This window comes from Telluria sp. Soil_C_11 (assembly GCF_057657395.1).
In genome coordinates this window covers 16,985-37,910 of record NZ_JBDGIN010000003.1, presented here as the reverse complement: position 1 = coordinate 37,910, position 20,926 = coordinate 16,985, and the positions used below count along the sequence as shown (strand labels likewise).

The following is a 20,926-nucleotide window of genomic DNA, read 5'->3' as shown; positions in this document are numbered from 1 at the left end:
CTCAGCCCTGGCTGCCGTGGAAGCGCTGGATCAGGCCCGCCAGGCGGCCGGCGTCGAACGGCAGCTCGCCCTTTTGCAGGGCGTCGCGCAGTTCGGCGACCTTGGCGGCGTCGAAGTCGGGCAGGGCTTTGAGCGCGGCTTGCGCCGGCTGCAGCACTGCCGATTCGAGGGTTTCGGCGGCAGTCGACGGCGCGACGGCCGGCGCGGCCGCGGGGCCGCCGGCTTGCGGCGCGATCGTGATGGAAGGAGTGGAGGCGCCTGTGATCTTCATGCGTTGTCCTCGGGTTTTGGATTGAATCGTCATGGTTTCTTCGGCAATTGGCTGCGCAGTTCCTTGAGCGCGTCCTCGCCCGGCTTGGTGATCGATACGTCCTTGCCCAGATCTTCGACCTGGGAGGGCACGCCGAACATCGCGGTGACGGCGGCGGCCTGTCTGGTTGTCAGGATCAACAGTTCGATGCGGCGGTTGACGGAGGCGTCGGGTTTGGCGGCATCGAGCGGTGCGCGGTCGGCCATGCCGACCACCTGGAGGATGCTTTCCTTGCGCATGCCGCCGATGAGGAGCTGGGAGCGCGCAGCCAGCGCGCGGTGAGCCGACAGGCTCCAGTTGGAGTAGCTGTTCGGATCGCTGCTAGTGTACTGCAAGGAGTCCGTGTGGCCTACGATGAGCATCTGGTTTTCCATTTTTTCGAACAGCGGCGCCATCGCGCGCAACAGTTTCGAAAAACGGTCGGTCGGAATCGGGCTGCCGCGCACGAACATGCCCTGGCGGTCGGTATCGTGCAGCATCACGCGCAGGCCGTCCGGCGTGACCACCGTGGCCAGGTTCGATGCCAGTCCGGCATCGGCGCTCATCTGCTGCAAGGCGTGGGCCAGCGCCGCCAGCTCGGACGGCGATTCGTATTTGGTATGGACGGCGGTGGATTTCCCGCCGCTGTCCGGCCCTTGCGCGCCGCCGTTCGCCTTCGGCATCGGGAAGCGTTCGATCAGGCTGCCGGCCGGGTTGCCGGCGATGTCCGGCTTGCGGCCGCTGCCTTCGATCAGGCCGGCGGAGGTGTTGTCGCGCACGATGTTCTTGAGCGCCGACGCCTCGCGCGCGGCGATCAGCCACAGCACCAGGAACAGCGCCATCAGCGCCATGCAGAAGTCGGCGAACGCCACCTTCCACGCGCCGCCGTGCTCGTCGTCGTGCTGCTTGCCGCCGCCACGCTTGACGATGGTCTCTTCGTGGAGCTTGTCGCCTTTTTTAGCTGCTTGCATGCTGGTCAGTCCAATCCTTACGCGCGCTTCCGGGACGCGCCGGCGTCTTCGCCGTCGGCCATGGCCGTGATCCAGGTTTCCAGCTGGGCGAAGCTGGGCTTGGTGTTCAGCTGGATCAGGCGGCGCCCGGCGTCGATCGCCAGCAGCGGCGGCTTGCCGGCCACGTGGGTGCACAGCACGACCTTGACCGTCTCCATGGTCGAGGCTTCCGAATTCACCAGCTGCTTCATCATGTTGGAGATCGGGTCCAGCACGCCGTAGCAGAAGAAGATACCGATGAAGGTGCCGACCATCGCGGCGCCGATGTGCTCCGCGATCTCGGCGGTGTCGGCGCCGCCGCCGACCGAGTTCATGGTCATCACGATGCCCAGCACTGCGGCCAGGATGCCGAAGCCCGGCATCGCCTCGGCGATCTTGTGCAGCGACTTCGAGGGCTGGGTCAGTTCTTCGTGGATGGCGTCCAGTTCCTGTTCCAGCACGCCTTCCAGTTCGTGGGCGTTGATCTTACCCATCGCCATCAGGCGGAAGTTGTCGACGATGAAGGCCAGCAGCTTCGGCTCTTCCAGGATCAGCGGGTAGCGCTGGAACATCGGGCTTTCCTTGGGCGCCTCGACGTGGGCGTCGAGCGCCTTCAGGCCGCCGGCGGCGGTCTGCAGCAGCTCGTACATCAACAGCAGCAGCTGGCGCTGGAAATCCGAATCGTGCTTCTGGCGGCCGATGATCTTCTTGAACTGGACCAGCATCTCGGCCAGCACGTGCTTGGGATTGCCCACCACCAGGGCGCCGACCGCGGCGCCGACGATGATCAGCATTTCGATGGGCTGCCAGATGGCGCCGACGGTGCCGCCCATGAAGGCGAAGCCGCCGAACACGGCGCCGAGCACGATGAGGATGCCGATAATTTGCATGATGTTGTTACCTTTCTCGTTGTCTGTCCGGGCTTCAGGCCTGGGCCAGCGCGGCTTTCATCTTCGCCAGCGCGCTCTTGTTGAGCTGGCAGACGCGCGCATCGGACAGGTCGAGCACGGCCGCGATTTCCTTGTAGCTGAGCTCGAATTCGTAAATCATCTGGATCACCCGCTGCTCGCGCTCCGACAGGGCGTTCAGGGCCTGCTCGAGGCTGCGGCGCACCATGAACTGCTCTTCCGGGCCCGGGGCGCTGTGGGCGCGTTCGCTCGCTTCCTGCAGGATGTCGTCGAAGCTGAGCAGCTCCTCGGCGACATCGTCCAGCAGGAACTGGCGCCACTCTTCCTGGCTGATGCCGAGGGCTTCCGCGGCTTCCTTGTCGTTCGGCTCGCGGCCCAGCTTGCGGGTGAGGGCGCGCACGGCGTCGCGCATCTTGTGGCTGTCCTGGCGCACGGCGCGCGGACGCCAGTCCTGGCGGCGCAGTTCGTCGAGGATGGCGCCGCGCACGCGCAGGCCGGCGTAGCTGGCGAAACCGGCATCCGGCGTGCCGTAGCGGCGCAGCGCTTCCAGCAGGCCCATCAGCCCGATCTGTTCCATGTCCTCGCGTCCCATGGCGCCCGACACCTGCGAGTTGAGCTGGCGTGCGATGCGCTTGACCAGCGGCGCATAGGCGACCAGGTGGCGCTGCTCGTCCTTGGCGCTCATCGCCGCGTGCACGGCGGCGCCGGCGTATTCGGTACTGGCGTAGCTGTCGGCGTAGTCGGTCATGTAACCCACATTGTCCCCGGCTGTTATTCGATGATCAGCTTGCCGATCATGACTTCCACGAACGGCTTTTCCGCATGCGTGCGTTCATAGTCGGCGTTGAAGGAATGATTCAGCTGCTCGGCGTACTTCTCGACCGTCATGGTGGACGCCTCGGCCAGCGTGTAGCTCGACAGCGTGCGCACGGCCAGGCTGCGCAGCAGCGGCAGGTGTTCCTTGGTTTCCTTTTCCTTGGCCGGCTCGGTGGCCAGCACCAGGTCGGTCGACAGGTAATGGCTTTCGGTCTCGTTGGGGCCGCGGCGCAGCATCACGATCACCTTGTCGAGGGTGACGTACTTCACCGGCTTGGCTTCCTTCGGATGCTCCGCTGCCGTCTTTGCCGTGCCCGCGGCGGTGGCCGGCTTGGGCATGAACCACCAGACCGCGCCACCCGCGCCGGCGGCGCTGATGATCACGGCACTGGCGATGGCGATTATCTTTTTCATTTTGCTCATCGTTGTCCTGCGTTAGTCGCGTCCACCGAGCGAGAAGGCGGACGGGTTGTTGCTCGCCTCGGCCAGGGCGCGGCCGGGCTGCTGGTCTTCCTGCCCGCGCTCCTGCTGGCGGCCGCGGCCCTGCTGCGGATCGCCGAACGGCGCCGCGCCATTCTTCGGCGCCGGGGACACCGTCACCGCGACCTCGGTGAACTGGCGCTGCGACAGGTCGCTGCGCAGGTTGTCGCTGACGGTCTGCAGCTGGCGCAGCACCTCGCCGTTGGTGGCCGAGATGTTCACTTCCAGCGTGCCGGCGCTGTGGCGGATCGCGATGTCGATGCGGCCCAGCTGGGGCGGCTCGAGGCGGATCACGGCCTGCTCCATGTTCTTGCCGACCTGGACGTTCAGGCGTTCGCCCAGCGCTTCCTGCAGGCTCTGGCGCCATGCGGTCGGCGGACCGGCCAGCTTGACGGCATCGGGCGCCGGGGCATTCGCACCCGGCTGGGCCGGGACCGCGCCGGCGACCGGGACAGCCGGGGCGCCGGTGCCGCTGCCATTCTGGTCGGCGCCGCCGTCCTGCGCGCCGGTATGCGCGGCGCCGGCGTCGGCCTGCGCATGTCCGGCAAGGCGCACCATCGGCAGTGCCTCGCCCTGCGCCGGAACCGGGCGCGCGGCCGGGGCTTCCGCCGCCAGCGGCAGCGCCGGGCCGGCGCGGCGGCCTGGGTCGCTGCCAATGCCTGCGACCGCCGGGGCGCCGGAGGCCGGGGAAGCGTCCGCATCGTCCTGTGCGCCGGATGGCTGCGCGGCCTGCACGGCCTGCGCCACCTGGACCGGCGTCAGCGGCATCAGCGGCATCGCCATCGCGGCCAGCAGCGCGCCGTCCTGCGGGGCCGAAGCGGCAGCGCTGTCGTCGTCGGCGCCATCCGGCGTAGCCTCGCCCTTGCCGGCGGCATCCTGTGCCGCGGCGGCGTCCGGCAGGCCGGCCGGGATCGCCTGCGCGGCAGCCTCGGCCTGGTTGCCGAGCCAGGCCGCGAAGCGCTGCGGCCTTGCGCCGCCCTGCGTGGAGGCGTTCGGCTGTGCGGCGGCGTCTGGCGCGGCCTGGGCCGGCCGGGCGTCGGCGTTCTTTGGCGCGGCCGCGGTGGATTGGGGGACGGTACTCATCATCATGGTTGTACCTGGCTTGCGCCCGAGTCGCCTGGGTTGTGCATCGCGTAGGCGATCCAGCCGTCCTTGTTGGCGCGCATGTCGTCCATCCTCGTCTTCAGCGCCCGGGCGGCGGCGGCGACGGCATCGGCGGCATGGTCGTGCGCCTCGCGCAGGCGCTGCAGGGCGGCGCGTTCGGCGACGCTCAGCGGGCCGCGGGCCGCGAGCGCGTCGAGCTGTGGAGCCAGCGCGCGCGTCATCTGCGCCACCTGTTCCCAGGCGGCGCCGTCGGCTGCGCTGCGCAGCGACTCGGCGGTACGGAGCAGGGCGGCGGAATTATCCATTGCGCGCCTGCACGCCGGCCCAGCCCTGGCGGATGGTGGTCATGATCTTCACGACTTCATCGACCATCTTCGGATCCTGTTTGATGCCGGCCGCATTCAGGTGCCGGGCGCAGAAATCGTACAGGTTGGCGAGGTTGGCGACGACCTGGCCGCCGCTCTCGAAATCGAGGGAGCTGGACAGGCCGTTGATGATGTCGACGCATTTGTTGATGCTCTGGGCACGGGCTTCATAGCGCTTGCCGACGATGTGGGCGCGGGCGCGGGCCAGCTCTTCGAGCAGGCCGTCGGTGAGCAGCAGCACCAGTTCGATCGGCGATGCGCGGGAGGCCTGGGCATCCAGGTTGGTCGCGTGATAGCTGCTGTAGGCTTCTTGATAAGACATCGGAATATCTCTTAGTTGGACTTGTCGTTGCCGAACAGGGCGTCGAACATCGATACATTGCTGTTCATGGTCGCTTGCAGGGTCTGCAGCTCGGTGAATTGCTTGAGATAGCGCTGGTAAGCCGAGTCGAATTGCGTATCCAGGTCGGCCTGGCGCTTCGTCAGGTCGGACTGGAGCTTGGTGTTCGCGTCGGTACGGCCCTTGATCTGGCCGTTGGTGCTGTTGCTCCAGTTGTTCAGATAGGTATTCAGCGCGCCGGCGACGCCCGTCGAATTACTGAGGCTGGCCGAGCCGATCAACTGGTCGAGGCCAGTCGGGGAGACGGACAGCTGTTTCGTCAGGCGCGCCGAATCGACCGTCAGCGTGCCGTCGCGGGCCGCGATGATGCCGTAGCTGGCCAGCGATGTGCTGCCGGCCGGCCGCATCAGGCTGACGAGACGCTGTTGCAGCGCCTTGACGCCGGCGTCGTGCGCGAATGCGCCTGGAGTCTTGCCGTTCGCCGCATCGCCGGCGTCGACCAGGCCGTCGATGGCGGTCTTCAGTTTGTTGTAGGCGTCGACGAAGGCCTGCACGTTCGACACGGTGCCGCTGGTGTCGCTGCCGACGGTCAGCGTGAACGGCTTCTCGCCCGCAGCCTGGGCGCGGGTGAAGGTCATCGACACGCCGTCGATGTTGGTGAAGGTGTTCGACGCGTTGGTGATCGGGGTGCTGCCATAATGGATGAGTGCATCCTGTGCCTTCGCGATCTCGGTGCGGGTTCCCAGGTCATAGTCGGGCACGCCGTTTGTTGTGGACGCATCGACCCAGATGGTATTTGCGGCGCCGGTATTGTTCGACGTCAGCACCAGCTGGGGCACGCCATTCACGGTCACCACGCCAGCGGAGACCTTGCCCGCATTCATGGAGGCGCTGTTGATCGCCGCAGCCACCTCGCGCACGCTCAGGCCATTGGCGCCATCCGTATCCGCAGCAGTCAGGTCCACATCGATGGTCGCGGTGGCGGGAGACGCCGGGGCCGCCGGGACGACGGGATTGCCGTTCACGTCGACAGCTGGTGCCGCCAGTGTAATCGTCAGGGAACCCTGCGCAAGTGCGCTGTCCGACGGGGTGAATGAAAGCTGGTTGGCAGTGGCCAGCTGGTCGACGAACAGGCTGTAACTGCCGGCCGCCGCGGTCGGCTTGGCGCTGGCCGTGCCGATCGTGGTGTCGGACAGGGTCGCGCGCTGGGCCAGCATCGATTTGCCAAGACCGGTCAGCGAAGCAAGGCTCGACTGGAACGCCGAGATCGCCGAGCTCAATGAGGTCAGCGCTTTCGCCGTGGCGCTGGCGGTGGCGGTCTGGCTCGTCAGGATCTGCTGCGCCGCGGCAGTCGTCTTTTGCGCCATCGCCTGCGCGGTGCTGGTCGGATCGTAAGTTGGGGCGGTAATACTGGACATGCTTGCTCCTTTATTGATTTGCCAGCCACGACTGCGTGGCGACGTCATCTTCCCGTTTGCGCTGGGCGCGGTCCTGCTCGCGTGCGAACGCGACTTCGTGCTGGGACAGCACTTTTCCGAGCAGCTCGCGGCGGGTCCAGGCCTGGGCCAGGTTGCGCTGCGAGACCGCCATATTGGCGTCAATCAGGTGCAGGTCGGTGCGCTGGGTGTCGGCCAGCGCGAACACCGCCTGCTTGTAATTGCCGCAGTTGACCGCCAGCGCCGGCGACAGCCTGGCCGCGCTTGGCGCCGACGGGCCGCTGCCGACCGCCAGGTCCGTCAGGCGTTCGACGGTCGCCTGGTAGCGCGCGCGCATCGCTTCCTGCCTGGCCAGGTCGGCCTGCAGGCGCTCGACTTCGGTGCTGCGCAGGCGCACCAGGGTACCGAGGCTGTCGATCGTATTCTGCTTGCTCATGCCATCATCGCTTTCAACTGGTCGACGCAGGGGGCGAACGGCGCGTCTTCGCGCGTGCCCTGGCACAGGAATGCTTCGATGTGCGGATGCAGCTTCACTGCGCGGTCGGTTTCCGGATCGGCGCCCGGCTGGTACGCGCCGAGCGGGATCAGGTCGCGCACGCGCGCGTGCTTCGCCATCGCGGCCTTCAGCTTGCGAGCCGCCTGGGCGTGCTCCGGCGACACCACCTGGGCCATGCAGCGGCTGATCGACTGGGCGACATCGATCGCCGGGTAGTGGCCGCGCTCGGCCAGCTCGCGCGTCAGCACGATGTGGCCATCGAGGATCGCGCGCGCGCTGTCGACCACCGGGTCCTGCTGGTCGTCGCCTTCGGCCAGCACCGTATAGATCGCGCTCATGCTGCCGTTGGGGTTCTCGCCGTTGCCGGCCGATTCGCACAACTGTGGCAGATTCGAGAATACCGACGGCGGATAGCCGCGCGTGGCCGGCGGCTCGCCCAGCGACAGCGCCACTTCGCGCAGCGCCATCGCGTAGCGGGTCAGCGAATCGCACAGCAGCAGCACGTTCTGGCCGCGGTCGCGGAAATGCGCCGCGATCGAATGGCACAGTTCCGTCGCCATCACCCGCATCAGCGGACTTTCGTCGGCCGGGGCCACCACCAGCACGGCGCGCTTCAAACCTTCGGGGCCGAGCGACTTCTCGACGAATTCGCGCACCTCGCGGTTACGTTCGCCGATCAGGCCGACCACGATCACGTCGGCCACGGTCTGGCGCGTGATCAGGCCGAGCAGCACCGACTTGCCGACGCCGGAGCCGGCCATCAGGCCGACGCGCTGGCCCTTGCCGATCGTGAGCATCGCATTGATCGCGCGTACGCCGACGTCGAGCGGCTCCTCGACCGGGGCTTTCTTCAGCGGATTCACCCGGGGCGGAGCGGTCGGCAGGATCTGGTCGCCGCCGAGGCGGCCCAGGCCGTCGATCGGTTCGCCGAGGCCGTTCACCATGCGTCCCATCCACGACGGGCCGATCTGGATGCTGGACGGGCCGGCGGCCGGCAGCACGCGCGCACCGGTCACCAGGCCGTCGGCCTTCTTGAACGGCATCAGGTAAGTCACCTTGTCGCGAAAGCCCACGACCTGCGCATCCAGCCACTCGCCGTCGACCAGTTCGATGCGGCAGCGCTGGCCGGTGTGCAGGCGCACGCCGACGCTTTCGAGCAGCAGGCCCTGCACCGCGACCAGGCGCCCGGTGGGCGTGGCCACCGGCACCGCGCCGATGTCGAGCGAACGCAGGGTTTCGGCGAGTGCGCTCACGCGGCTTCCTCCTGGTCTTGCGCGGACAGGGCTTCACGCACCTGCTCCATGCAGGCGGCAAGGCGGCCCTGGCAGCCGGCGTCGACTTCGTGGTCGCCGGCCCTGACGCGGCACTCGCCCGGCTCGAGGGCAGGGTCGGCCATCAGGTTCCATTTCTTTGCGCGCTTCGGGTCGAGTTCCTGGATCCGCTTCATCTCTTCGGGGTTGAGCATCACCTCGACCTCGTCGCGGGTCGGCGGCATCGCCGACAGGGCTTCGTCGACCAGGGCCAGCATCTGCACCGGCTGCAGCGCCAGTTCGGCGCGGATCACCTGGCGGGCGATCTTGCCGACCAGGTCCACGACTTCCTTGCGCTGGGCATTCTTGTATTCGGTCTTCAGCTTCTTCAGTCCACGCAGCATGGCGTCGACCGGCCTGGCCATCGCCTCCAGTTCGGCGAGCGCCCGCTGGCGGCCTTCTTCGATGCCGCGCGCCAGGCCTTCCGCATGGCCGGCATCGAAGCCGTCGCTGCGGCCCTGCTCGACGCCGACGTCGTAGCCGTCCTGCTGGCCCTGGCGGAAGCCGTCGGCCATCGCGCCCTGCCAGTCCGCTTCCGCGGTGGCCGCGGAAGCGGCGGGCGAGGTGCTGCCATTGGCCGCCACGAACTGGGCCAGGGGAGGGAAGTGATAGGGCCGGAACTGCTTCATTCGGCGGTCGCCTCGGCGAACAGCTGGACTTCGATTTCACCGTTGTCGGCCAGGTCCTTCACGGAAGCCATGATCTCGCGGCGGGTCTGTTCGATGCGCGACATCGGCACCGGGCCGGAACGGCGCATCAGGTCTTCGAAGCTTTGCGCCTGGCGCTTCGGCATCGCGCCCAGGATGACTTCGCGCAGGGCCGGTTCGGCGCCCTTGAGGGCGACAGCCCATTGCTCCAGCGGGATCTCGTCCAGCAGGCGGGTGATGGTCTGTTCGGTCTGTTTCGACAGGATGAAGAAGTCGTACATCGACATCTCGATCTGCGACACGACTTCCGGATCGTGGGCGCGCAGCAGTTCGACGATGGTGGCGCGGTTGTTCGGCAGGCGGTTCAGGATCTCGGCCGCCTGGCGCACGCCTTCCACGGTGGCGCTCTGGGTGTCGAGCGCGGACAGGCAGCGCTGCACCAGCTCTTCCAGTTCGGCCAGCAGCTCGCGGTCGATTTCTTCCAGGCGGGCCAGGTTCAGCAGCACCAGCTCGCGGCCTTCTTCCGGCAGCGCGTCGATGATCTGGCCGGCCAGGCTAGGGGGCAGGAAGGCCAGGAACACGGCCTGCATCTGCACGTGCTCGGCGGCGATGTAGTCGGCCAGCCACTTCGGCGACGCGTACTGCAGGCGCGCCATCATCGGACGGATCGCATCGCCGTAGATGGTGTTGAGCACACTGTTGGCGATCTCGCTGCCCAGCGCCAGGTCCAGCGAGCGCTTCAGGTAGTTGCGCGAGGCGCCATGCAGGCCGCTTTGCTGGCGGTAGTCGTCGAAGAATTTCTGCAGCGAAGACTTCACGGCGTCGACCTTGATGCCGCTCATCCGGCTCATCACCTGGGTCAGCTCGATCAATTCATCGCGCTCGAGGCAGCGCAGCACGGCGGCCGCCGGTTCCTCGCCGATCGACAGCAGCACGATCGCGGCCTGCTCGACCGGGCTCAGCACCACTTCCTGCACGTCAATATTGTTCAGATCCGCCATTTTTCTTCTGCACCCATTGTTTGACCACTTCCGCCACCCGCTCCGGCTCCTTGCCGGCCAATACCTTCAGGTGGTCGACCATCACGTCCACCGCCGAACCGGCCGGTGGCAAATCGTAGTTTTCCAGCAGCGGCTGGACCGGCATCGCGCCGCCCAGCGAAGGCGTGCCCGCGGCCGGCAGGGCCGCGGCGGCGCCCGGCAATGCCGCAACACCCGGTGCGGCCAGCGCGCCGGCGGCGCCGTTCGCTGCCGCGCCGCCCGGCAGCTGGGCCAGCGCAGGCGTTTGCTTGCCCTGCGGCGCGCCGCGCTGGGTCAGCATGCGCATCAGCGGACGCAGCACGGCGAACCACGCGAACAGGGCGCCGACGATCCAGGCGGCCCAGCCGGTCATGTCGACCACGTTGTCGCGCTGCTGGTACCACGGTTCGGCCGGGGCCGGGGCAGGGAAGCTCAGCGAAGACACTGCCAGCACGTCGCCGCGGGCGGCGTCGATGCCCAGGCCGCCGCGCAGGATCTTGTCGATGTTGGCGATCTCGTTCGGGGTCCAGCCGGCCTTCGGCGAAGACGCCTTGGCGTTGTTCAGCACTACCGCCACCGACAGCTTCTTCAGGCGGCCACGCGAGCGCTTGATCTGGGTGATCGCGCGGTCGTAGGCATACTGGCGGGTGGTGGCGTTCTTGCGCGCGCCGCCGTCGTCGGCCTTGGCCGCGTTCGGATCGGCGGCGGCATTCGGGTCGGCCGGGTTGCTCGCGACCGGCGGACGGTTCGACAGCGTGCCCGGCACGCCCAGCGCCATGCGGTTCTTCTCCATCTCTTCGCGCATCGCTTCGCTGGTGACCTTCGGCGCTTCGCCGTACTTCTCCTGGGTCTCTTCGATCTTGTCGTTGTCGACGTCGGCGGTCACGCTGACCTTGAAGTTGTCGGCGCCGAGGACCGGGCCGAGCAGCTCGTTGACGTTGGCGCGCACTTCGTCCTGGAAGCGCTTGGCGGCAGTGTCGCCCTGCGCGGCGCCGTCGAAGCCGTCGCTCAGGTCGACGCGCGAAGACAGGTAGTTGCCGTTCTGGTCGACCAGCGAGACGCGGTTCGGTGCCAGGCTGGCGACGCTGCCCGAGACCAGGTTGACGATCGCGGCGATCTGCTCGTTCGACAGGGTGTGGCCCGGCTTGACCGCGACCACCACCGAGGCCGAGGACTTGTCGCCGTCGCTGGCCACGAAGCTGGTCGACTTGGCGATCGCCAGGTGCACGCGCGCCGAAGCGATCGCGTCGATCGTCATGATCGACTGCGACAGTTCGCCTTCCAGGCCGCGCCGGAAGCGGACATCCTGCACGAACTGCGACACGCCCAGCGGGTCGCTCTTGTCCATCAGCTCGAGGCCGGCCGGCAGCTGGGCGGTCACGCCTTTCGCGGCCAGCAGCATCCGTACCTTGCCGAGCTGGGAGGCCGGCACCAGGACCTGGCCGCTGTCCGGGTGGACGCGGTAGGGCACATGTTCGGCTTCGAGCACGGTCATCATGTCGGAGGCCGCGACCTTTTCGCGCGCGCCGAAGACCGGCTTGTAGTCGGCCTGGTCTTTCCACATGAAGAGGGTGACCGCGGCGGTGATGGCGATCGCCAGCACCAGCATCGGGGTCAGGTTCTTCGACAGCGCGGGCGGCAGCGCCGGCAGTCGTTTTCCGCCAATGGCGGACTTGAGAGCAGCAATCACGGTGGGCTTCTTCCTGTTCTTCCTGGTCAGACGGGCAGTTTGAGCAGTTCGTCGACCGCGCCCATGACCTTGTTACGGACCTGCATCAGCATCGAGAACGAGAGGTTGGCCTGCTGCGAGGAGAGCATGGCGCCGACCAGGTCGTCGCTCTTGCCGCTGTCGACGGCGGCCATCTTTTCCATGGCGGCGCGTTCTTCGCCGTCGACGCTGGCCAGCGCATTCTTCATGCTTTGCGCGAAGGAGAAATTCCCGGAGGTGCTGTCCTGGGTCAGCTGCGCGGCGTCGAGTGCCGGCGCCACGGCAAGGCGGCTGGCGTCATTGGTCAGGGCAGCCAGGTCGGCGCGGATCAGACCAGCAAGTTCAGTTCCCATCGAATTTCCCACTCCCATGCGTAGATATCGTGTGTGTAACGGTCGGTAGCGATTTGACAGTGTTTCTCTGTGTCAATGTGTCGCAATGTTGATTGCGCCGTGGAAATTGTTAAATTTTTAGGTTCTTCCAGGAGCTTGGTTTCTGTTCAAGAACCGGAGAGAATACCAGCTTGGTCTGGCGTCGCCCAATGAGGATTTCCCTGATACGGCACGGATTACGGACATCTTACCGTACGGCAACGACGAATTCAAAGAGGAATCTCAAGCGCCGCGACACAATTTAACGGGTATAATTGTTGCCGTGGGGAATGAAAAGAAGTCATTCCCGCTTATTAGATTGTTAATTTGAACATGCCGATCGCTACCCCTGACACCATCTCGCAGCACCAAGTGCTCGACCCCTGCCTGCTGGGGCGTCCGGTGCATCTGCTGCCCCAGTTCGCAGTGCGCCTGCAGGATGACATCGATGCCGCGATGCAGGGCCCTGCACGCCGCTATTGGGGCGGCTGGCGTCTCGACAGCATCGAATTCGGGCGCGTGCCGCAGGATGGCAGCCTGCGCTGGATGGCTGCCGCGGGCGCCATGGGCACGGTGTCGGTGGCCTTCGAACGTGGTTTATTACTGACACTGTTGGAACGGCGCTACGGCGGACGTAGCGCTGGCGCAACGCCGCGTGACCCCGGCAGCGAGCGCGTGACGGCAACGGAAGAGCGTTTGATCGTCGTGCTGACGCAACAGATGGTCGACCTGTTGTATGCGCGCGTCGCTGCCAGTGTGGCAATGGACGTGGCGCCGGCACCGGTGCCAGCCGGCGCCGTGAGTACTTCGACGATGCCGGGCAAGAGCGCCTGGACGGTTTGCGCAACGGTGCGCGATGCCAACGGTGCAACGGGCCGGTTCTGGATCGCCCCGGACCAGGCCCTGATGGGCGAGATCCTGGGCAGCCTGCGCCCGGAGCATGCGCGCAGCCACGCGGTGCGCGGCCCGGCCGAGCCGCTGTCGTCGAAGCTGCAGGTCAAGCTCGACGGCCGCCTGGTCAGCAAGGAGATCACGCTGGGCGCGCTGTTCGACCTGAAAATCGGGGACGTCATTCCGGTCAGCGTGGGCCGGGCCGAGGTCCTGCTCGACGAGGCGCGCCTGTTTACGGCCGCCGTCGCCGAGCACAAGGGAAAGCTGTGTTTAACCTCTTTTGAAGATGCCGAGTAAATGGACATGAACCTGAACGAGCATATCGCCGGTGGCGACATCATCATCGACGACCTGGCGGGCGTTGATGCCGCCGTTCCCGCAGCAAGCGGGGCGGCCAGGGCGGCGCGCCTGCCGCAGATGATGCGCCGCATCCCGGTGACCCTGACCCTGGAAGTGGGCTCGGCCCGCATCTCGCTGCAGGAACTGATGGAGATCGGCCCGTCCTCCGTGCTGCCGCTCGACGCGCTGGCCGGGGAGCCGCTGGTCATCAAGGTCAACGGCGCCGCCATCGGCCGCGCCGAAGTGGTGGTCGCGGGCGAGCAGTACGGCCTGAAAGTGATCGATCTCGATGGCCTCAACCTGGACCTGATCGCACCATGACGTTCCAACCGGGCGGCGCCGGGTTTCTTCATACCCTGCGTCGTCATGCGCCGGCGGCCGCCGGCGTTTTCCTTTTGCTGATCGCCGCCGCGAACGGCGCCCACGCGGCGCCGCAGAATCCTGACGTCCTGCCCGGGATCATCCCCGGCACCGGCAGCGGCCTGACCGTGAAGTCGCAGATCCTGGTCCTGATGACCATCCTCGGGCTGCTGCCCGTGATGGTCATGATGATGACCAGCTTCACGCGCTTCGTGATCGTGCTGTCGCTGCTGCGCCAGGCGCTCGGCCTGCAATCGGGCCTGCCGAACCGGATCGTCACCGGGGTCGCGCTGATCCTCACGCTGCTGGTGATGCGCCCGGTCGGCGAGCAGGTCTGGAACGAAGCCTTCGTCCCCTACGACAAGGACAAGATCACGCTGGAGCAGGCGCTCAAGACCGCCGAGGTGCCGCTGTCGCGCTTCATGCTGGCCCAGACCAGCAAGGCCGCGCTGGCCCAGGTCGCGCACCTGGCCGGCGAACCGGCCGACATGGCGCCGATGGCGCGCGGCTTCACCGTCAAGCTGGCGGCCTTCGTGCTCTCGGAGCTGAAGAGCGCCTTCCAGATCGGCTGCATGCTGTTCATTCCCTTCCTGATCATCGACCTGGTGGTGTCGTCGGTGCTGATGGCGATGGGCATGATGATGCTGTCGCCGCTGGTGATTTCGCTGCCCTTCAAGTTGCTGCTGTTCGTGCTGGTCGATGGCTGGACCCTGACCGTGAACACGCTGGTTGGCAGCATCCACGGATACTGAGTAGAGATATGACTCCCGATATCGCTGTCGACATCATGGTCGAGGCCTTGCAGCTGGTGATGCTGCTGGCGGCCGTGCTGGTGCTCCCCGGCCTCCTGACCGGGGTGATCGTCGCGGTCTTCCAGGCCGCCACCTCGATCAACGAGCAGACCCTGAGCTTCCTGCCGCGCCTGCTGGTGACGCTGCTGGCGCTGATCGTGGCCGGCCACTGGATGACCGGCAAACTGATGGACTACTGCGTGTCCGTGTTCCAGCGCGCCGCGCAACTGGTCGGCTGACCCGGCTGAATCGATGCTCGAACTCGTCGGCCTCCTGCTTCCCCTGATCAGCGCACTGTGGTGGCCGTTCGCGCGCTGCATGGCGATGCTGGCGACCGCGCCGGTGCTGGGCGAGGCCTATGTGCCGCTGCCGGTGCGTGCGCTGCTGTCGGTGGCGCTGGCCTTCATGATGCTGCCGCTGACGCAGGGCCACGCGATGCCGGATCCGTTTTCGCTGGCCGGCGTGGTGGCGATGCTCGAGCAGGCCGTGATCGGCGGCGTGATCGGCCTGGCGCTGCAGCTGACGATGGCCGTGGTGTCGATGCTCGGCTTCCTGGCCTCGAGCCAGATCGGCTTTTCGATGGCGCAGATGAACGACCCGGTCAACGGCCAGCAGTCGGACGTGGTGTCCGGCATGCTCGGGCTGGTGGCGATCCTGGTGTTCTTCGCCATCGACGGCCACCTGGTGCTGGTCGGGGTGCTGGGACAGAGTTTCCGGGCCTGGCCGGTGGGTGGCGGCTACAACGGCCTGCTGCTGCAGACGGTGGCCCTGAACGTGGGCTGGGTGTTCGCGGCGGCGATTTTGCTGGCGCTGCCGATCGTCTTTTCGACGCTGGTGGTGCAGATCGGCTTCGGCTTCCTGAACCGGGTGTCGCCATCGCTGAACCTGTTCTCGCTGGGCTTTTCGCTGGTGACGCTGTTCGGCCTGATGATGCTGGCGCAGGTCGTGCGCTTCATCCCCGAGCATTACGTGCAGATGACCAACCAGGTGCTGGAGATGCTCCAGCAGCAGATGAGGGCGGCCCATGGCGGATAACGGCACCGGCGGCGACAAGACAGAAAAGGCGTCGAGCCAGAAGCTGCGGAAGGCGCGCGAACAGGGACAGGTGGTGCGCTCGAAGGACCTGGCCACCGCGGTCGGCATCCTGGCCAGCCTGAAGCTGCTGGTGGTCCTGATGCCGGACTACCTCGAGTCCTTCCGTGCGCTGTTCCGGATGGTGTTCGTGCCGCTCGGCGCAACGGGCGCGATGGAGAATGCGCTGTCGGTCGTGTTCGCCAGCGCCGCCATGTTGCTGGTCAAGATGCTGCTGCCGCTGTTCGGCGTGACGCTGGCGGTGGTGCTGTCGAGTCTCGTGCCCGGCGGCTGGAACTTCTCGACCGCCAGCCTGGCGCCGAACGTCGGCCGCTTCTCGCCGGCCAGGAACCTGGGCAACCTCGCGTCGGGCAAGCACTGGAGCACCTTCGCGGTCTCGGTCGCCAAGGCGGCCGCGCTGGCGATCGTGCTGTGGTACGCGGTGAGCTCGGCGGCGATGTCGTGGATCGACCTGCAGCGCATGCCGCTGTCGGATGCCGTGCTGCGCGGCGCATCGCAGATGTTCGACGGGCTGATGGCGCTGGTGTCGGTGTTCCTGCTGTTCGCCCTGATCGACGTGCCGCTGCAGGCCTTCCTGTTCGCGCGCAGCCAGCGCATGAGCAAGCAGGAAGTGAAGGAAGAATACAAGAGCTCCGAGGGCAAGCCCGAGGTGAAGCAGCGCATCCGCCAGATCCAGCAGCAGCTGGCGCGGCGCAACGTGAACAAGACCGTGCCGACCGCCGACGTGGTGATCGTCAACCCCGAACACTACGCGGTCGCGCTGAAGTACGACACCAGCCGCGCCGAGGCGCCGTTCGTGGTGGCCAAGGGCATCGACGAGATGGCCCTGTACATCAAGGCCGTCGCGGCGAAGCACAAGATCGAGACGGTCACGCTGCCGCCGCTGGCGCGCGCGATCTACAACACCAGCCAGGTCCAGCAGCAGATCCCGGCGCAGCTCTACCAGGCGGTATCGCAGGTGCTGAACTACGTGCTGCAACTGAACGCATTCCGTGACGGCCGGCGCCAGGCGCCCCCACGGTTCCCCAACGAAGTCGTCGTCCCTAGCCATTTGAGTGAGGTATCCGCAACATGAACATGCGCACCACAAACACGATCAGCAGCTTGATCGCCGAGCTGCGCCGCCAGAAGTTCGCCACCCCGGCGTTCCTCCTGACGCTCCTGGCGATGATCATGCTGCCGCTGCCGCCGGTGCTGCTGGACGTGCTGTTCACGTTCAACATCGTGCTGGCGCTGATCGTGATCCTGGTATCCGTATCGTCCAGGCGCCCGCTGGACTTCTCGGTGTTCCCGACCGTGATCCTCGGCACCACGCTGATGCGGCTGGCGCTGAACGTGGCCTCGACCCGCGTGGTGCTGCTGCGCGGCCACGAGGGCACGGCCGCGGCCGGCCACGTGATCGAGGCCTTCGGCAACGTCGTCATCGGCGGCAACTTCGTGGTCGGCATCGTGGTGTTCGTGATCCTCATGATCATCAACTTCGTCGTGGTCACGAAGGGCGCCGAACGTATCTCCGAAGTGTCGGCGCGCTTCACGCTGGACGCGCTGCCCGGCAAGCAGATGGCGATCGACGCCGACCTGAACGCGGGCCTGATCAACCAGGAAAAGGCGCAGCAGCGCCGCAAGGACGTCGCCAACGAAGCGGACTTCTACGGCGCCATGGACGGCGCCTCGAAGTTCGTGCGCGGCGACGCCATTGCCTCGATCCTGATCCTCCTGATTAACCTGATCGGCGGCGTCGCCATCGGCGCGCTGATGCACGGCCTGTCGATGGGCGAGGCGTTCCGCCAGTACGCGCTGCTGACCATCGGCGATGGCCTGGTGGCGCAGATCCCGGCGCTACTGCTGTCGGCGGCGGCGGCGATCCTGGTGACCCGCATCAGCGATTCCGGCGACTTCGAAGAGCAGGTCAGCGGCCAGCTGCTGGCCCAGCCGAACGTGCTGTTCTCGGCCGCCGGCGTGATGGTCATCCTGGCCCTGGTGCCGGGCATGCCATGGTTCTTCTTCATGAGCTTCGCCGGCGTGCTGGGCTACGTGGGCTGGCGCCTGACGCGCGAGGTCAAGGCGCCGTCGCAGGAAAGCGTCGAGGCGATCGAGGCCGCGCTGCGCGATGACCGCGTGCCCGACCTCGACTGGCAGCAGCTGCCGGTGGTGCAGCCGATCTCGGTGGCCGTCGGTTACAAGCTGGTGCACCTGGTGGACAAGGCGCAAGGCGAAGCCTTGTCCAAGCGGATCAAGGGCGTGCGCCAGAGCCTGTCCGAGCAAATGGGCCTGCTGCTCCCAAGCATCGGCGTGCGCGACGACCTCACGCTGCGCCCGAACCAGTATGCGATCTCGGTGAACGGCACCGTGGTGGCGGAAGGGGAGGTGGTGCCCGAGGCGCTGATGGCGATCCCGTCGCCGACGGTGTACGGCCAGCTCGATGGCATTCCCGGCATCGAGCCGGCCTTCGGCATGGCGGTCACCTGGATCGACCCGGAGCAGAAGGCGCACGCGCTGGGCCAGGGCTACCAGGTGGTCGAAGTGGCGAGCGTGATCGCGACCCACGCCTCGAAGATCGCCAGGGATTATCTGTCGGAGCTGTTCCGCCACGAAGACGTGCCGGCGATGATGGACCGCCTGATGGCGCTGTCGCCGAAGCTGGCCGCGGCGCTGGACAAGGCCCTCACGCACACCCAGCTGCTGCGCGTGTTCCGGGTGCTGCTGGCCGAGCACGTGTCGCTGAAGGATATCGTGGTGATCGCCACCACGCTGCTGGACAGCTCGGAGTCGACCAAGGATCCGATCCTGCTGGCGGCCGAGGTGCGCTGCGCGCTGCGGCGCCAGATCGTGTCCGGCCTGTACGGGAAGAAGAAGGACATGCCGGCATTTAACCTGTCCGGCGACCTCGAGAACATGCTGCTCGGCTCCCTGAACCAGGCGCGCCAGAACAACGGCGGCAAGGTGGCGCTGGATAACTACCCGATCGACCCGCAGCTGCTGTCCCAGCTGCAGCTGAACATGCCGGTCGCGCGCGAGCAGATGAAGCAGCAGCACACGCCGCCGCTGCTGCTGGTGCTGCCGCAGATCCGTCCGCTGCTGGCCCGCTACGCGCGCCTGTTCGCGCCGGGGCTGCACGTGTTGTCGTATAACGAGATCCCGGAGAACCGCGAGGTCTCCATCATCGGTACGGTCGGCTGATTATTGAGCCGGCAGCACCAGCGCCAGTTCCGCCATCGCCCTGAACACCGGCAGGCTCAGCGCCGACGCCGCATCCACCGAAGGCAGCCGGATGTGCGCAGGCCCCAGCGGCAGGCTGTCGCGGTACTTCCATCCGAGCACGCGCAGTCCCGCACGTGCCACCGCCGTCTCGAGTTCCGGCTGCAGCGCGCGCAGGCGCGCGAGGCTGCCCTGGTCCGGTGCGCACAATTCCAGCAGCACGCCATCGGCCACCGGCTCGGCCTGCACCGTCACCACGGTGCCGTCGCCCAGCACCAGTTCCAGGCGCAGGGCGGCGCGCGCGCGGCGGCGGCGCTGCTGTTGCTGCTGGGGTTCCTGATCCTGTTGTACCACGCGCAGATGCTGGTCCTGGGCGCTGCCCGCATGCACGGTGAAGCGCCAGGCATCGAAAGGTGAGCCGTCCGGGGCGGGCTGGCGCAGGATGCGCACGTCCTGGCCACCGAGCTGCCCGGCCAGCAGCATCGCGGCCGGGACCTGGCCCGGGCGCGCCTGCAGGTCGCGGCTCACGAGCTGGGCGCCATAGCTGCGCACCATGCTGCGCCAGGAGCTGGCAAGCGTGCCGCCATCCCGGCTCGGCCAGGACAGCTGGCGCGCCATCATCACCTGGTCCGGCCGCATCGCGGCGCCGTCCGGCATGCCGCCGTCGCCTGCCTGGGCGGCCTGCGCCTGGGCAGGCTGCGATCCCGGCAGCGGCAGCGGCAGGGAATCCAGCTCGGCCAGCAGTGCGGCCGGGGCGACGGCGGCCACCGGACCGACCGGCAGCGCCGGCGCGGCGGGCACTGCGGGCAACACCTTTGATGCGAGCGGAGGGAAGGACAGGGAGGCCATGGCGGAAGGCAGGGTAACAAGTAAAAAGGCCAACCGCAAGGCTGGCCTTTGAAAACTCCCGGCTGTACCAGCCCGGGAAGATGGCCGTAACGGCCCTGCGATTACTGCAGCAGGGACATGACCATCGACGACATGCTGTTGGTCTGCTTCAGCATGGCGGTGCCGGCTTGCATCAGCATCTGGTTCGAGGTCATGTTCGACGACTCGGCTGCGAAGTCGACGTCCATGATACGGCCGGTTGCGTTCTTGACGTTGGTGCTGATGTTCGACAGGTTGTTGTAGACGTGCTCGAGGCGGTTGGCGGCGGCGCCCAGGTTCGAGTTCAGCGCGCCGACGTCATCGATCGCGTCGGACAGCGTCTTGATGGCGGCGTTCGCGCCGGTGGTCAGGTCAACCGAGGCCAGGGTGGTCACGTCGCCCGTGAATTTGGTATTTTCGGTCGCGACGTTGATCGTCATTTTTTCCGTATCGGCGGCGCCGATCTGGAAGGTCATCGCGGCGCCAAGGGTGGTGCCGAACAGGTTCTGGCCGCCGAAGGTGGTGTTGGCGACAACGTTGCTCAGTTCGTCCGACAGGCTCTTGAATTCAGCCTGCATGGCGGTCTGGTCGGCGGTGCTCGACGATGCGTCAGCAGCCTGGGTCGCCAGGTCCTTCATGCGGACCATCATGTTGGTGACTTCTTCGAGTGCGCCGCCGGCGGTCTGCAGCATCGAGGTCGAGTTCTGGGTGTTGCGCATTGCCACGGCCATGCCGCTGGTCTGTGCTTTCAGGCGGGTAGCGATCTGCAGGCCGGCTGCGTCGTCCATTGCCGAGTTGATGCGGTAACCGGTCGACAGGCGGGTCATCGAGGTCGACAGGCTGCTTTGGGTGCGGGTCAGCGAATTCTGGGCGGAAAGGGCGGCGGCGTTGGTGTGAAGGCTCAGCATGATTTGGCTCCTGATTGGCTGGAAACTTGTTTGGAGGTGCGCATCTCGCGCTCTCACAAGTACAAGACGACCAATTTCCGTGCGGCATTAAATGCCATGCAGAAATTTTTTAAAATATTTTTGCCGGACCCGTCGGCGAGCTCTTCCTGACGGCGTCAGGCGATTCGCGTATCATGTCGCCTCCCTGTTCCATCTATATATA

General features: G+C 66.7%; 24 protein-coding genes. 7 read left to right on the top strand and 17 right to left on the bottom strand.

The features are described 5' to 3' along the window. Position 1: 1 nt before the first annotated feature. From flgM to fliE, 15 genes are read right to left on the bottom strand one after another with little or no spacing between them, the layout of a single operon-like run. Positions 2–271 (bottom strand): flagellar biosynthesis anti-sigma factor FlgM, encoded by a 270-nt coding sequence (gene flgM / locus AC3A6M_RS05785; RefSeq protein ID WP_487851779.1) that lies wholly within the window; start codon positions 269–271, stop codon positions 2–4. 29 nt (positions 272–300) lie between these two features. After that, positions 301–1,260: a flagellar motor protein MotB gene (locus AC3A6M_RS05780; protein ID WP_487851778.1), complete on the bottom strand. Its 960-nt coding sequence runs from the start codon at positions 1,258–1,260 to the stop codon at positions 301–303. Between the two features lie 17 nt (positions 1,261–1,277). Further along, entirely contained in the window at positions 1,278–2,171 is an 894-nt protein-coding gene (gene motA / locus AC3A6M_RS05775; RefSeq protein ID WP_487852181.1) for a flagellar motor stator protein MotA, read from the bottom strand. Between the two features lie 31 nt (positions 2,172–2,202). Beyond that, complete coding sequence (gene fliA / locus AC3A6M_RS05770; protein ID WP_487851777.1) at positions 2,203–2,934, bottom strand: RNA polymerase sigma factor FliA; 732 nt, start codon at positions 2,932–2,934, stop codon at positions 2,203–2,205. Between the two features lie 23 nt (positions 2,935–2,957). Continuing rightward, positions 2,958–3,416 carry a flagellar basal body-associated FliL family protein gene (locus AC3A6M_RS05765; protein ID WP_487851776.1) on the bottom strand — a complete coding sequence of 153 codons (459 nt, stop codon included), beginning with the start codon at positions 3,414–3,416 and terminating at the stop codon, positions 2,958–2,960. A gap of 21 nt (positions 3,417–3,437) precedes the next feature. Further along, a complete protein-coding gene (locus tag AC3A6M_RS05760) occupies positions 3,438–4,571 on the bottom strand; it encodes a flagellar hook-length control protein FliK (RefSeq protein WP_487851775.1) in 1,134 nt (377 codons plus the stop codon). Next, the gene (locus AC3A6M_RS05755; RefSeq protein ID WP_487851774.1) at positions 4,568–4,891 is read right to left on the bottom strand and encodes a hypothetical protein; all 324 of its coding nucleotides are present in this window, start codon (positions 4,889–4,891) and stop codon (positions 4,568–4,570) included. Before AC3A6M_RS05755 ends, AC3A6M_RS05760 begins: the two co-directional genes overlap by 4 nt. After that, positions 4,884–5,273 carry a flagellar export chaperone FliS gene (fliS, locus tag AC3A6M_RS05750; RefSeq protein WP_487851773.1) on the bottom strand — a complete coding sequence of 130 codons (390 nt, stop codon included), beginning with the start codon at positions 5,271–5,273 and terminating at the stop codon, positions 4,884–4,886. The genes AC3A6M_RS05755 and fliS overlap by 8 nt, the downstream gene beginning before the upstream one ends. 11 nt (positions 5,274–5,284) lie before the next feature. Next, complete coding sequence (gene fliD / locus AC3A6M_RS05745; protein WP_487851772.1) at positions 5,285–6,709, bottom strand: flagellar filament capping protein FliD; 1,425 nt, start codon at positions 6,707–6,709, stop codon at positions 5,285–5,287. A 10-nt stretch (positions 6,710–6,719) separates the two neighbouring features. Continuing rightward, complete coding sequence (locus AC3A6M_RS05740) at positions 6,720–7,163, bottom strand: flagellar FliJ family protein (RefSeq protein ID WP_487851771.1); 444 nt, start codon at positions 7,161–7,163, stop codon at positions 6,720–6,722. Beyond that, positions 7,160–8,476: a flagellar protein export ATPase FliI gene (fliI, locus tag AC3A6M_RS05735; RefSeq protein WP_487851770.1), complete on the bottom strand. Its 1,317-nt coding sequence runs from the start codon at positions 8,474–8,476 to the stop codon at positions 7,160–7,162. Before fliI ends, AC3A6M_RS05740 begins: the two co-directional genes overlap by 4 nt. After that, positions 8,473–9,162, bottom strand: a complete 690-nt coding sequence (gene fliH, locus AC3A6M_RS05730) for a flagellar assembly protein FliH (protein ID WP_487851769.1) — start codon at positions 9,160–9,162, stop codon at positions 8,473–8,475. The genes fliI and fliH overlap by 4 nt, the downstream gene beginning before the upstream one ends. Then, positions 9,159–10,181 carry a FliG C-terminal domain-containing protein gene (locus AC3A6M_RS05725; protein WP_487851768.1) on the bottom strand — a complete coding sequence of 341 codons (1,023 nt, stop codon included), beginning with the start codon at positions 10,179–10,181 and terminating at the stop codon, positions 9,159–9,161. The genes fliH and AC3A6M_RS05725 overlap by 4 nt, the downstream gene beginning before the upstream one ends. After that, positions 10,159–11,889, bottom strand: a complete 1,731-nt coding sequence (gene fliF / locus AC3A6M_RS05720; protein ID WP_487851767.1) for a flagellar basal-body MS-ring/collar protein FliF — start codon at positions 11,887–11,889, stop codon at positions 10,159–10,161. The genes AC3A6M_RS05725 and fliF overlap by 23 nt, the downstream gene beginning before the upstream one ends. Positions 11,890–11,915: 26 nt before the next feature. Next, positions 11,916–12,260 carry a flagellar hook-basal body complex protein FliE gene (fliE, locus tag AC3A6M_RS05715; RefSeq protein WP_487851766.1) on the bottom strand — a complete coding sequence of 115 codons (345 nt, stop codon included), beginning with the start codon at positions 12,258–12,260 and terminating at the stop codon, positions 11,916–11,918. A gap of 351 nt (positions 12,261–12,611) precedes the next feature. Here fliE and AC3A6M_RS05710 point away from each other — a divergent pair, with 351 nt between their 5' ends. From AC3A6M_RS05710 to AC3A6M_RS05680, 7 genes are read left to right on the top strand one after another with little or no spacing between them, the layout of a single operon-like run. Next, entirely contained in the window at positions 12,612–13,466 is an 855-nt protein-coding gene (locus AC3A6M_RS05710) for a FliM/FliN family flagellar motor switch protein (RefSeq protein WP_487851765.1), read from the top strand. Next, a complete protein-coding gene (locus AC3A6M_RS05705) occupies positions 13,467–13,829 on the top strand; it encodes a FliM/FliN family flagellar motor switch protein (RefSeq protein ID WP_487851764.1) in 363 nt (120 codons plus the stop codon). Further along, the gene (gene fliP / locus AC3A6M_RS05700) at positions 13,826–14,620 is read left to right on the top strand and encodes a flagellar type III secretion system pore protein FliP (protein WP_487851763.1); all 795 of its coding nucleotides are present in this window, start codon (positions 13,826–13,828) and stop codon (positions 14,618–14,620) included. Before AC3A6M_RS05705 ends, fliP begins: the two co-directional genes overlap by 4 nt. Positions 14,621–14,628: 8 nt before the next feature. Continuing rightward, the gene (fliQ, locus tag AC3A6M_RS05695; protein ID WP_487851762.1) at positions 14,629–14,898 is read left to right on the top strand and encodes a flagellar biosynthesis protein FliQ; all 270 of its coding nucleotides are present in this window, start codon (positions 14,629–14,631) and stop codon (positions 14,896–14,898) included. A gap of 13 nt (positions 14,899–14,911) precedes the next feature. Beyond that, on the top strand, positions 14,912–15,694 hold the full coding sequence (gene fliR, locus AC3A6M_RS05690) for a flagellar biosynthetic protein FliR (protein ID WP_487851761.1): 783 nt from the start codon (positions 14,912–14,914) through the stop codon (positions 15,692–15,694). Beyond that, complete coding sequence (locus AC3A6M_RS05685) at positions 15,684–16,826, top strand: EscU/YscU/HrcU family type III secretion system export apparatus switch protein (protein WP_487851760.1); 1,143 nt, start codon at positions 15,684–15,686, stop codon at positions 16,824–16,826. Before fliR ends, AC3A6M_RS05685 begins: the two co-directional genes overlap by 11 nt. A 2-nt stretch (positions 16,827–16,828) precedes the next feature. Beyond that, positions 16,829–18,931, top strand: coding sequence for a flagellar biosynthesis protein FlhA (locus tag AC3A6M_RS05680; protein ID WP_487851759.1), 2,103 nt, complete (start codon positions 16,829–16,831; stop codon positions 18,929–18,931). Here the strand turns inward: AC3A6M_RS05680 and AC3A6M_RS05675 are convergent, their stop codons facing one another. Continuing rightward, a complete protein-coding gene (locus tag AC3A6M_RS05675) occupies positions 18,932–19,762 on the bottom strand; it encodes a hypothetical protein (protein ID WP_487851758.1) in 831 nt (276 codons plus the stop codon). It lies immediately after the preceding gene. A 137-nt stretch (positions 19,763–19,899) separates the two neighbouring features. Next, on the bottom strand, positions 19,900–20,724 hold the full coding sequence (locus AC3A6M_RS05670) for a flagellin N-terminal helical domain-containing protein (RefSeq protein WP_487851757.1): 825 nt from the start codon (positions 20,722–20,724) through the stop codon (positions 19,900–19,902). Positions 20,725–20,926 lie beyond the last annotated feature (202 nt).